10 protein-coding genes are annotated in these 12444 nt (G+C 37.6%); 6 read left to right on the top strand and 4 right to left on the bottom strand.

What is annotated here, in order from left to right; all coding sequences use genetic code 11:
* Window positions 1-37: 37 nt before the first annotated feature.
* From pflB to adhE, 3 genes are all read left to right on the top strand, one after another.
* Window positions 38-2272, top strand: a complete 2235-nt coding sequence (gene pflB / locus WG906_RS07825) for a formate C-acetyltransferase (protein WP_339992012.1) — start codon at window positions 38-40, stop codon at window positions 2270-2272.
* Window positions 2273-2448: 176 nt separating this feature from the next.
* Window positions 2449-3231, top strand: coding sequence for a pyruvate formate-lyase-activating protein (pflA, locus tag WG906_RS07820; RefSeq protein ID WP_339992011.1), 783 nt, complete (start codon window positions 2449-2451; stop codon window positions 3229-3231).
* Window positions 3232-3462: 231 nt separating this feature from the next.
* Window positions 3463-6090 carry a bifunctional acetaldehyde-CoA/alcohol dehydrogenase gene (adhE, locus tag WG906_RS07815; protein ID WP_339992010.1) on the top strand — a complete coding sequence of 876 codons (2628 nt, stop codon included), beginning with the start codon at window positions 3463-3465 and terminating at the stop codon, window positions 6088-6090.
* Between the two features lie 410 nt (window positions 6091-6500).
* Here the strand turns inward: adhE and WG906_RS07810 are convergent, their stop codons facing one another.
* The 3 genes from WG906_RS07810 to WG906_RS07800 all read right to left on the bottom strand — a co-directional run bounded on the left by WG906_RS07810 (window position 6501) and on the right by WG906_RS07800 (window position 8936).
* Entirely contained in the window at window positions 6501-6983 is a 483-nt protein-coding gene (locus tag WG906_RS07810) for a universal stress protein (RefSeq protein ID WP_339992009.1), read from the bottom strand.
* Window positions 6984-7179: 196 nt separating this feature from the next.
* Window positions 7180-8238, bottom strand: a complete 1059-nt coding sequence (locus WG906_RS07805) for a response regulator (RefSeq protein ID WP_339992008.1) — start codon at window positions 8236-8238, stop codon at window positions 7180-7182.
* A 224-nt stretch (window positions 8239-8462) separates the two neighbouring features.
* Window positions 8463-8936: a hypothetical protein gene (locus WG906_RS07800; protein WP_339992007.1), complete on the bottom strand. Its 474-nt coding sequence runs from the start codon at window positions 8934-8936 to the stop codon at window positions 8463-8465.
* Between the two features lie 204 nt (window positions 8937-9140).
* Between WG906_RS07800 and WG906_RS07795 the strand changes: the two genes are divergently transcribed.
* From WG906_RS07795 to WG906_RS07785, 3 genes are all read left to right on the top strand, one after another.
* On the top strand, window positions 9141-10019 hold the full coding sequence (locus WG906_RS07795) for a universal stress protein (RefSeq protein ID WP_339992006.1): 879 nt from the start codon (window positions 9141-9143) through the stop codon (window positions 10017-10019).
* Window positions 10020-10176: 157 nt separating this feature from the next.
* On the top strand, window positions 10177-11136 hold the full coding sequence (ric, locus tag WG906_RS07790) for an iron-sulfur cluster repair di-iron protein (RefSeq protein WP_339992005.1): 960 nt from the start codon (window positions 10177-10179) through the stop codon (window positions 11134-11136).
* Between the two features lie 20 nt (window positions 11137-11156).
* On the top strand, window positions 11157-11615 hold the full coding sequence (locus tag WG906_RS07785; RefSeq protein WP_339992004.1) for a hemerythrin domain-containing protein: 459 nt from the start codon (window positions 11157-11159) through the stop codon (window positions 11613-11615).
* A gap of 349 nt (window positions 11616-11964) precedes the next feature.
* Here WG906_RS07785 and WG906_RS07780 read toward each other — a convergent pair whose 3' ends face one another.
* Complete coding sequence (locus WG906_RS07780; protein ID WP_339992003.1) at window positions 11965-12402, bottom strand: pyridoxamine 5'-phosphate oxidase family protein; 438 nt, start codon at window positions 12400-12402, stop codon at window positions 11965-11967.
* Window positions 12403-12444 lie beyond the last annotated feature (42 nt).

Genomic DNA, 12444 nt, shown 5'->3' with positions numbered 1-12444 from the left:
CACAACCATAAATTTGACTCATATTAATAAAAACAGTATGAAAACAGATCTCAACTATGTCCCCATTGAATCCGGAGAATGGAATTCAACAATAAATGTCTATGATTTTGTTGTAAGAAACATCAGGCCTTATCAGGGCGACGGATCTTTCCTTAAGGGGCCATCTTCAAAAACAATCAGATTATGGGATGCTGTTAAAGTTTCGTTATTGCAGGAAAGAGAAAATAACGGGGTTTTAGCTATTGATACAAATACAATTTCTTCGATAACCGCTTTCGCTCCCGGCTATATAAATAAGGAGGATGAAGTAATTGTTGGTATTCAAACAGATCAATTACTTAAACGGGCCATGAAACCTTACGGTGGGATTAAATTAGTTGAGTCTGCTGTAAAAGAACGTGGTTTAAAAGTTTCAGACAGGGTCACAGATATTTTTAGTTATGCCAAAAATCATAATGAAGGCGTATTTAACGCTTACGATTCTGAGATCCGCGCCTTTCGTTCTAAACACATTTTAACAGGATTGCCTGATAACTATGCCCGCGGCCGTATTATCGGTGACTTTCGCCGTTTGGCTCTTTATGGTGTCGATCAGATAATTCAAGCTAAAAAGGCTGATCTGGCAAAAATTGATGGCGAAATGAGTGAACATAAAGTTCGTTTGCGTGAAGAAATCAATGCCCAGATTAATGCTTTAAAAGATATGATTAGCATGGCTGCTGATTACGGATGTGATATCAGTCGCCCCGCAGAAAGCGCAACAGAAGCCGTTCAATGGGTATATTTCGCTTATCTCGCTGCTGTTAAAGAACAGGATGGTGCTGCAATGTCATTAGGTAATGTATCGTCTTTTCTTGATGTGTATATCGACAGAGAAATTGAAGCCGGCTTACTGAATGAAGAAGGTGCACAGGAGTTAATTGATCAGTTTGTAATGAAACTGCGATTGGTTCGTCATTTACGCCCTTCTTCTTACGACGAAATTTTTGGTGGAGATCCGACCTGGGTTACTGAGTCTATCGGAGGGATCTTACATGATGGACGTACGAAGGTTACTAAAACATCGTTCCGTTTCCTTCAAACCTTATATAATTTAGGTCCATCACCAGAACCAAATTTAACTGTTCTGTGGTCTGACAAACTCCCGGAAGGTTTTAAAAAATTCTGTGCACAGGTTTCTATTGATACCTCATCAATACAATACGAAAATGATGATTTAATGAGGTCTACGCGTGGTTCTGATGACTACGGTATTGCCTGCTGTGTTTCTTACCAGGAAATCGGCAAATCAATTCAGCATTTCGGCGCAAGGGCCAATTTGCCTAAAGCTTTGCTAATTGCTTTAAACGGTGGCAGGGAAGAGCACGATGGTGTAGAAGTAATTAAAAATATTCCTGTAATTCCGGAAGGTCAATTAGATTATGACATTACCTGGGATGTGTTTAAACGAACTTTAAGCGAGCTTGCCCGTGTGTATGCAAAAGCCATGTATATTATACATTATATGCACGACAGGTATTATTATGAAAGAGCGCAAATGGCTCTTGTTGATACCGATCCGCATATTGATATTGCCTATGGTGCGGCCGGAATTTCAATTATTGCCGATTCCCTGTCTGCCATTAAATATGCAAAGGTAACTCCTTTAAGAAATGAAAAAGGATTGACCATTGACTTCAAAATTGAAGGTGAATATCCTCAATTTGGAAACGATGATGACCGTGTGGATAATATTGCTAAAGAAGTAACCTCATTTTTTGTAAATGAGCTTCGCAAGCATGCTACCTATAAAAATTCTACTCCAACCTTGTCCTTGCTAACCATTACATCAAACGTAATGTATGGCACAAATACCGGAGCAACCCCTGATGGAAGAAAAGCCGGCGAAGCATTTGCCCCCGGAGCAAATCCAATGCATGGTCGCGATTCAAGCGGTGCTATCGCCTCATTAAACTCTGTTTGTAAACTGGATTATAATGATGCACAGGATGGTATTTCTAACACATTTTCAATGGTTCCAAAATCCTTAGGTGATAATCGTGAAGAGCAGATTAACAATCTATCAAACACTTTGGGAGGCTATTTCAAACAAGGCGCCCATCATTTGAATGTGAATGTTCTAAACAGAGAAACACTTATGGATGCTTACGAACATCCCGAAAAATATCCGCAATTAACCATAAGAGTTTCCGGGTATGCGGTGAACTTTGTAAGGCTTTCCAGGGCTCATCAGTTAGAGGTAATTACCCGTACTTTCCATGAAAGTATGTAATTAATGTTGTTTTTTATATGTTGTAAGTTTGGGGCCTTAAGCAAGCCCCTGACTTTTTTTTTAACTAGTCATCAGATGAATCAGCTATGTTTACTGATATTCATCAGAGGATTTAAAAATCTCCGGTATGATACAGCCTATTTGCTTAATTCACCTGCTATATAAAACTCAAAATAATGTATCTGCCTTTACAGGATATTGAAGCCGCTAAATTAAATGAGAATGATCCCCCACATCTAAGGATACATTCTCTGGAAACATTCGGAACTCATGACGGGCCAGGAATACGGATGGTTGTATTTGTTCAGGGATGCCAGTTTCGCTGCCTTTATTGTCAAAATCCTGATTCTCTCGATGTAAAAGGCGGAACCCTTGTTGAAATTAATGAACTTGTAAAGCGTGCCATCAGGCAAAAAAACTATTTTGGTGAAGAAGGCGGCGTTACCGTATCAGGCGGCGAGCCATTGCTTCAGAGAAGTAAACTTTGTGCCTTTTTTAAACAGCTGAAAGAGAATGGAATTAATACCTGCCTGGATTCGAACGGTCGCTTAAATACTCCTGAAGTGCATGAACTTTTAGAACACACGGATTTGCTGCTGCTGGATGTTAAACATATCAATGATAAATGGCATCGTAAATTGACCGGGCAACCGAATAAAAATACGCTTGAACTGGCTGCTTACCGCGAGTCAACAGGAAAAAGAATGTGGCTCAGATATGTATTGGTTCCGGGTTGGTCAGATCAGGAGGAATATATTGAAGAATGGGGACAGTATTTTAGTAACTACAAAACTGTTGACAGGGTAGAGATAATTCCATTTCATCAGCTGGGCATGCACAAATGGGAATTAATGAACATAACATATCCTCTGAAAGATACACCCACTCCTTCAAAGGAAATTCAAGACCAGACAAAAGGAATTTTTGATAAGTACTTTGATAATGTGATTTTGAAGTAGGGCTGTGCCCCGCTCAAGCAGGGGTGTGTTTCCAGACTCCTTCCACCGAATTTAAAAACTATCCAAAACGGCATTGTGATTAGTGTCATTTTTAACTTTGACTCACATCATCACGATAGTGTACAATTTACACGAACTTTATTATTGGTAAAATCAATTGTTCCAGACCGAGCATTGATCCGAAACATTTAATCAAGTTTATCAGCAGCAATGCGTGTAAAGTTCACAGTTATGAAAGCCACTAATTCAGAAAAATTACTCCAGCAGATCGAGAAGGTCAGGGAGGCGCAGAGACAATTTTCAACATTTAACCAGGAGCAGGTAGATGAGATTTTCAGACAGGCTGCTATCGCCGCAAATAATGCCAGGATTCAATTGGCGAAAATGGCCGTCGAAGAAACTGGTATGGGCCTGGTGGAAGATAAAGTGATAAAAAACCACTTCGCGTCAGAATATATCTACAATCAATATAAAAATGCAAAAACCTGTGGTGTTATTGAAACAGATGAGGCATTTGGAATAACTAAAATAGCTGAACCCATAGGTGTGATAGCAGCAGTTGTGCCTGTAACAAACCCTACATCAACCGCTGTATTCAAAGCACTCATCGCTTTAAAAACACGTAACGGAATTATATTTTCACCTCATCCGCGAGCTAAGAATTCAACCATCGCGGCTGCTAAAATCGTTCTGAATGCAGCAGTTAAAGCAGGTGCTCCTGAAGGAATTATTGGTTGGATCGATGAGCCATCTGTAGAATTATCACAAATAGTAATGGCTAATGCAGATTTAATCCTGGCAACCGGTGGCCCGGGGATGGTCAAAGCAGCTTATTCTTCAGGTAAACCTGCAATTGGTGTTGGAGCAGGAAATACACCTGCAATTTTGGATGAAACCGCCCATATCAAAATGGCTGTAAGTTCTATTCTGCTTTCTAAAACTTTTGATAATGGGATGATTTGCGCATCAGAGCAGAGCGTAATTGTGATTGACCAGGTTTATGAAGAGGTTAAAAAGGAGTTTTTAGACCGGGGTGCATATATCCTTAAAAAGGATGAGGTTAGTAAAGTAGGTGCTATATTATTATTAAATGGCATTTTAAACGCAAATATTGTAGGACAATCAGCAGCAAAAATAGCAGCCCTCGCCGAAATTACAGTACCAGAAGAAACCAAAGTACTTATTGGCGAGGTTGAATCTGTAGAGCTGGAAGAACCCTTTTCACATGAAAAATTGTCTCCGGTTTTAGCAATGTATAAGGCTAAAAATTTCGACGACGCCATAGTTAAAGCCGTGCGGTTAGTAAAATTAGGTGGCTTTGGTCATACTTCGGTTCTTTACACGGATGCAGTTAAAAGCCATGATAGAATAGAAAAATTCGGTGCGGCAATGAAAACCGGACGAACAATTATCAATATGCCATCGTCTCAGGGAGCGATTGGCGATATCTTCAATTTTAAATTATCACCATCATTAACGCTTGGCTGCGGCAGCTGGGGTGGTAATTCAGTATCAGAAAATGTAGGTGTTAAACATTTATTAAACATTAAAAGCGTTGCTAACAGGCGTGAAAATATGTTATGGTTCAGAATGCCTGAAAAGGTTTACTTTAAGTACGGATGCCTTCCCGTGGCCCTTAGAGAGTTAAAAGAACTGGGTAAAAAGAGAGTGTTTATAGTTACAGACAAGGTTTTGTTTGATATGGGTTTTACTGATCATGTAACCAAAATATTGGACGAACAAGGAATTGAGCATACGGTTTATTTTGATGTGGAACCAGATCCAACCCTTTCTACCGCAAGAAAAGGCGCAGCAGAAATGATTAATTTCCAGCCTGATACTATAATCGCTTTAGGCGGAGGTTCTCCTATGGATGCTGCAAAAATTATGTGGGTTCTGTACGAACATCCTCTTGAACGATTTGAAGATCTGGCCATGCGTTTCATGGATATCCGCAAGCGTGTTTATCCTTTTCCTAAAATGGGAGAGAAAGCATTATTTGTGGCTGTTCCAACGTCTGCAGGTACTGGCTCTGAAGTAACGCCATTTGCGGTAATAACAGATGAAACCACTGATATTAAGTATCCTTTGGCGGATTATGAGTTAACTCCCGATATCGCCATTGTTGATGCAGAGTTGATGATGAATATGCCAAAAAGCTTAACGTCTGCATCAGGAATAGATGCTCTGACCCATGCTCTGGAAGCATTCGTATCTGTGCTGGCTTCAGAATTTACAAATGGTTTAGCACTGGAAGCTATCAGGCTGATCTTTAAATATCTTCCGGAAGCCTATAATGAAGGAACAACTAATATCAAGGCCAGAGAGAAAATGGCCCATGCTTCTACCATTGCAGGAATGGCATTTGCAAATGCATTTCTTGGTGTTTGTCACTCTCTTGCTCACAAACTTGGAGCCTCTCATCATGTACCGCATGGTGTTGCAAACGCGATGTTAATATCAGAGGTTATACGTTTTAACGCTGTAGATAATCCTCGTAAACAAGCCACATTTTCACAATATAAATATCCAAATGCTAAGTGGAGATATGCTCGTATTTCTGATTACCTGAATCTTGGCGGAAAAGATGAGACAGAGAAAGTTGAGCTGTTAATAATGGCTATTGAAGAGCTTAAAGTGAAAGTTGGTATCCCAAAATCGATTAAGGAATTTGGAGTAACAGAGGCTAAATTCTATGCAACTATTGATACCATGTCTGAACAGGCATTCGATGATCAGTGTACAGGAGCTAATCCGCGGTATCCTTTGATCAGCGAACTGAAAGAGATTTACATAAAGGCTTTTGAAGGCAAAACGGCAGAGCCAGGCCAAAAAGTTAAAAAACTGGAAGTAGCATAACACTAAATTGATTTGTTATCAAGCGGCTTTACTTAAGCCGCTTTTTTTATGCTATACATTTAAAATAAAATTTTTATAATGAGAATGGGGTCTGAGAAAATGTACTGAACCCTTTTGCACCCCGCGGGAGTTGATAAGCCAGGGAGCTCCTCGGGGCAGGCCTATCGTTAAATACTGATTGGTTTAAGATGTAAAATCTGATGGCCGGTTTATATCAGCAAGGACCTTTCTGACAATAAAATTGTAAGAGTAATGATAGTTCAAGCAGCCTGTTTAACGCTTGTTCTGTTTATATGTATGAGACCCTAAAATTTCTGCTTTATCTCTAAAAAATAAAAAACTGATGATTTGGAATGAAGCTCTTGTTCAAATTGGTGGATCCGATGGGCCGGATTCTGCCCCGTGTTTTATCAACTGCAGGCAAGCTCAGATCTTTCAGCTTTTTCAAGCCTTTCAATCCTTGTATCAGGAGATATTATCAATAAAGGAAGTTCGCAGCTATCAGATAGCGAGCGGGTGTTACTTCCGATAAATAAACCCTTAAGTCTATTGTTTCCAATACTTCCCATTATAACCAGTCCAACTTTCTCTTCCTTATTGATATATTCAATAGCCGATTGTAGGGACTTCTGATCCGTAAGAGTTTCAATACTAGTGTTTTCGTTTGTAAAAAACTGTAATGAGCTTTTAAGTTCATTTAATCTTTCGACAGTCTGACTCCACAGATCCTCAACTTCAGAGGCGAATGGAGGTGGATTATCAGAAGGCACCAGCTTAAATGAATGATATATAATCACTTTAGCTGCATGCAATTGGTTTGCAAGGTTAACAGCATATCTGGCAGCATTAAATGCATTGTATGAAAAATCCGTAAGAACTAAAATAGTTTCCATCTGAAATTATTAATATAAAACCTCTGTTTAATTTTTGATTACCAGGTTGTTATCAAGTTCTGGCCATTATCACTGGAATTTGACTTTTTTGCCGACCTTAAAAAGCATTAAAGAGATATAAATATTTCTCCCAAAATATTTGAAAATTTCCCCATGCAAAGACGGTCTGAATTGGAATGATTAAAATCTGGCGCCCCTAAAACCCCAGCTGCCTGAGCTTGGTGTCGTTTAAAACCACTATATTTCCCTCAAGCATATCGATCAGATTTTCATTTTTAAACTCTTTAAGAGTTCTGCTAAGCGATTCCTGCGCTGCCCCGATCACATTAGCAAGGTCCTCACGAGAAATCTCAATAACAGGTTTGCCATCTCTTTTATCTTTAAATTTGTCAATAACCTCAATAATACCGGTGGCTACTTTTTTACGCAGCGAACTGTAGGCAAGCTGTAATAGCTTTTGATCTTTGATTACAACATTATGCGATAACATATTGATAAATTCATTTGCTACCTGAAGGTTATTGTTTAATAGTTGAAGAAAATCTTTTTTTGGAATTAACAGCAACTCAGCATCTTCTATAATTTGGGCAGCTTCATTATACAGGCTATTTTCTAAAACGGTTGTATAACCTATAAAATCTCCTTTACCATACATATTCGTGATCAGCTCTTTCCCGTCTTCGTTAATCATGTACTCCTTCACCTTTCCGCTTACCATGAAAAACACGGCCGAAGCCTTTTGACCTTCAGAATAAAGAATATGTTTCTTTTTATATTTATGAACAGAGCTATCAATAACGGCCAGATTTGCTGTGCCGTTTAACCGGATTTCTTTAATAAATGTAACTATGTTTTGCTGAATGTCTGTAAGTTTACCTTTAAGTGCATTAGTTTTACTCAATCTCATTTCTATTGAATTCAAGAGATCAGTTTCATCAAATGGTTTTACCAGGTAATCATCAGCGCCCATACCCATACCTTTTCGAATGTCTGTTAATTCATTCTTTCCGGTCATGAAAATAAAGGGAATGGCTACTGTTTCCGGATGACGGCTTAAAATATGAAGCACACTAAATCCATCCATATGAGGCATGGATACGTCGCAGATAATTAAATCCGGCTTTTCTTTTAGCGCCTTTTCAACTCCGGTTTTTCCATCAGGGGCGGTTAAGGTTACGTAATTAGATAATTGAAGTATTTCAGCCACACCTTCTCTGAAATCTTCGTCATCGTCAATTAATAGTATTTTTCTCATTGCTAATCGTACATAAAAATGATTTATCTTAACCTGGGGTCAGGTATTAATTAATTGAATTTCAACTAATTAAATCCTTTATTTGTATCGATAAAGTTGCATTTCTATGCCCATTGGCGAAATGATACAGATCACATCTTTTTATAATCCTAATCAGCAATTTCCGGTGTGCTACATGCAGCATTGCACTTCTCAATTCTGTAATAATGCTGAAAGCTTTATTATTAGTGCTCAGTTGATAATAACTGTCTTTGTGAATCTTCGAAACTTAAGCTTCTGAAATAATTTTTTACCTGTTCAAGCATTTGAGCCGGAGTCATTTTATCGGCTGCATCAACAGCCATAACTTTGATAGAAAATTTTTTACCCGCTTTCTCTACAAAATTACTCAACTCATGCTTTGAACTACCTGGCCCAAACAGATATAAATAGTTTATATCTCGTATCTGATGTGTTATTAAGTCGAAAAACTTTAACATTTTTTGGTGTTCCCGACGTTGTATCCTGGCCTGATTCATAAACATTCGTTTAAACCTGGAATGTTTTTTTCCTCCCTGTTCTTCCTGGCTTTGTTCAGGTTCTGAAAAAAAGGTTTTTAATTCGTACTGAAAATTATCATTTAACTGATAAACATGTGCACAGGTGTGGTTAATCCAAATTCCTGCCTTTTTTTCAATAGAATAGACTTTATTCTTCATATTCGGTGGTTTTAACGTAATTCTGCAGTTTCAAGGTAGATCAGCGAATTAGCCTGAATCAAAAACGTATGTGGCTTATCTTTTTAAAGGTCGCAAGTAGAATATACTATATTTCTGTTTATGATCATGTCCTGGGATGATTTCTGTCATTCAATTGTTCGTAGTATCAGTCGATTTTTATATCATAAGAAAATAAATTTAGGTATGAAAAATATCCTGGTATTAACAGATTTTTCTGATCGCTCTAAATCGGCTGCAGAATATGCAATGCATATGGCATTAAAAATTAAAGCCAATATCTTTCTATGCCATGCTTTAGAAATTAAAGAGAAATTATCATATCCACTGGCAGATCAATTGATCTTACGTAACCAGACTATTAAACGTCTCAGAGAGATTGGCATGCATTTACATCAAATACTTTCTTTTAATCAGGAACCTCTAAGTTTTTGTCCATCGATATCATATATCAATGATTTGGATATGTTGAGAGAAGTTGCCGAAAATGTTGTCCATGAAAAATCAATAGACCTTGTAGTAATTGGCTCAAATAAATCAAAAGGTCTGTTAAAATTCTTTGGCAGCCATACCAGCGATATTATTGACAGTATTAATTGCCCGGTTTTAATTGTCCCTGAAAACGCGTATTTTAAAGATATCAGGAATATTACCTATGCGACCGATCTTACTTTTGATAATTCGACAGTGATTTCTTACCTGGCAAAACTTGCAAAAGCATTTAACGCAGAGATAGCCGTGAGCCATATCTCTCCATTAGATCTCCCGCTGAGTGAATCCGAAAAAGTGGTTGAATATTCTATATCTGAACAATTAAATGAAGAAGATATCAAGTTAACATACAAAACCATTAAAGGAGATAATGTTCCCAAAGGCTTGCTTGCAATTAGTAATTCGGATAAAGTAGATATTTTAACTCTTGTTCATAAACGATACGACTTCTTTGAGGGGCTGTTTCATATTAGCATAAGTAAACAACTTGCGCATTCTATTAAAGTACCCTTATTGATAATGCCTTATGCCTATAGCTTTGATGTCCAGGAGCTGATTTCTTCCAGCCAGTAAAATATTCTGAAACCTAAACCAAGTGCCAGTCTCAATTTTGTGCCTGGCATTTTTTATTCAAAATCTTCAAAAAGTGATTCAAATCATTTTCCTCTTATTTAAAAATAGCCTTCTTTGTAAATAGAAGACAAAAATATCTTTTATTTATAGATTAATTATGGAAACTGTTTTAACTCTTGATGTAACCCAAATTGAACCCAGTTTTAAGCATCCCCGGATTTTTGAAAAATTTGATGCATTAAATCCTGGCCAGGTATTTATCATTCGTAATGATCACGACCCTAAACCACTTTATTACAAATTTCTGAGTGAGAGGGGTAAGGTGTTCACATGGGAATATCTGGAAAACGGTCCGCAATGGTGGAATGTAAAAATCGGTAAAATTAGTACCGCTCAGTCTAATGAAACTATTGGAGAAATAGTGGCAAAAGATTTCCGCAAAGCTCAGGTGTTTAAAAAGCTGGGTATTGACTTTTGTTGCGGTGGTAAAAAAACTATTGAAGAAGTCTGTAAAGCAAAAGATATTGATGTAGAAAAGGTTAGAGCCGAATTAGCAAATGTGCAAGATTTTGGACAGGGGAGCTCACTGCCTTTTGATAAATGGGATCTGGATTTTTTAACCGATTACATTATTAATACGCATCATTTGTATGTTAAAGAAAATATTCCTTTTATTACTGAACTTGCTAATAAGGTGGCAAGCGTTCATGGCGACACACATCCTGAGTTAATTGAGGTAGCACAGATCTTTTCTCGTGTAGCTTCCGATTTTACTCTGCACCTGATGAAAGAAGAGAAAATTCTATTTCCTTTTATTAAAGAATTAGTCTTTGCTTCTAAAAATAAAACCTCAATTAGTCCCGCAGCATTTGGAAGTGTAGATAATCCGACTCAAATGATGGAGATGGAGCATGAGCAGGCAGGGGAGGATTTCGCCGCTATTCGTGCAGCAAGTAATGATTACACCCTGCCTGCTGATGCATGTGCATCCTATACAATACTTTATAAAAAATTGATGGAGTTTGAAGACGACCTGTTTAATCATGTGCATCTTGAAAATAATATCCTTTTCCCAAAAGCTATTCAGCTTGAAAAAGAACTGGATTTAAGTCTATAAATCGCCTAAATACCAAATTTATGAAACGAAATAAGAACCTGATCGAGTTATCACGCGATCATCATCACGGACTTCTTTTGGGATGGAAGATCAAAGAGGGATTAAAACGCAATGTTTCAGTCGGCGAGCTGGCAAACTACGTTTCCCATTTTGCTGGCGAAGCATTAATTCCTCATTTTGAAGAGGAGGAAAATCAGGTTCTTATTTATCTTGATTCAGATGATGAATATCGCAAAAGAACAATACGGGAACATTCAGAAATCAGGGATCTGATAAATAATTTGCCAGAAAATGATAAAGACATATTGCTCAAACTTGCAGATCTGATCGAAGCTCATATTCGTTTTGAGGAACGCGAATTGTTTCCATATATCGAAAAGACTTTATCAGTGCAGCAATTAGATGAAATGGGAGAATTAATAGCTGACATACATCAGCCTTATTCAGAAAGCTATCCGAATGAATTCTGGGCTAAATAACTTTGGGCATTCCTCGTAAAGGCTATCGATTCTTTTAATTCACTTATTTAGTATCACAGAAACAAAGTTGATACAATGAGACTTAATTTCAGCGCTTGGCTCTTGGGAGGACTGGCTTAATGCCACTTATTCGTGTTACCAAGTTAACCCCTGATGCTTAGCAAGTCCGCATATAGTCCGCGTTTAGTCCGCATTTTCCCCAAAAAACATGGACTATATGCCTATTTGCTTTGGATTTGTAGGAATTAGATTCCCGGCAGGTATTAATTAGGCAGCTATTGCATAAAAAGCACCCTCAAGATTTTAAATTCATAATAAAACAAATGGCCATCAAAGGGCAAGTGAACTTTTAGCCCGAAATTAGTTCAGACCGTTGCCAGAGTAGTTTTTCACCAAAAATATTTGTGTTGTCACTCATCTTAACCATCTCTAATTTAATACAGAAGACGTTTCCGGGTTTAGCCAATGCAAGCGGTAGTTTTTTATGGTAATAATGGTTAGGATTAACATCATCCGGAAAATCTTTTGTCAAAATGATGCCGGTAAATTGTATGCCTTTTAATGCGATGAAATCAATTTTATTCGGCAATATGCTTCCTGCTATGCCTGGATTGTTAATAATGGCCTTTGAATGGTAGGTGTTCAATGAAGATTTGAAAAATAGCATGTTATTTATCTCATCAAAAATGTAAAAGCAATGAAAACAATAGGGCTTATTGTTTTCATCTGAACATGCTATGGTCGCGATTTTATTTTCTTTAATAAAATTTAATATTTCCTTTTTCATGTTTACCATTACCTGCCCAAAATACCAGGTATTTTGTAGTAT

The sequence above is a fragment of the Pedobacter superstes genome (assembly GCF_037622515.1).
GTDB classification, from domain to species: domain Bacteria; phylum Bacteroidota; class Bacteroidia; order Sphingobacteriales; family Sphingobacteriaceae; genus Paradesertivirga; species Paradesertivirga superstes.
This window is presented reverse-complemented; position numbering and strand designations above follow the sequence as displayed.